A 237-nucleotide genomic window follows, 5' to 3' on the forward strand; every position below is an offset into this window, starting at 1 on the left:
TGTTGTTCCTCTATGATTTTCAACTAATTCTTTAAATCTAGGACTGTTTTTGCTTTTAGCTTTTACTTCGATTTCATCTCCAACTTTTATAAGCATTGAAGGTATATCAACTTTCTTACCATTTACTATAAAGTGGCCATGAGTAACAAGTTGTCTTGCTTCATCCCTTGAAGCAGCAAATCCCATTCTATAAACTACATTATCTAGTCTTGATTCTAATATCTTTAGAAGATTTTC

1 protein-coding gene is annotated in these 237 nt (G+C 31.2%); it reads right to left on the bottom strand.

The window, feature by feature from the left end; all coding sequences use genetic code 11:
* Positions 1 to 237 (bottom strand): 30S ribosomal protein S4 (gene rpsD, locus B0D78_RS12285; RefSeq protein WP_143521881.1); only part of this gene is annotated, 237 nt, incomplete at both ends.

The organism is Pyramidobacter sp. C12-8 (assembly GCF_002007215.1).
GTDB lineage: Bacteria > Synergistota > Synergistia > Synergistales > Dethiosulfovibrionaceae > Pyramidobacter.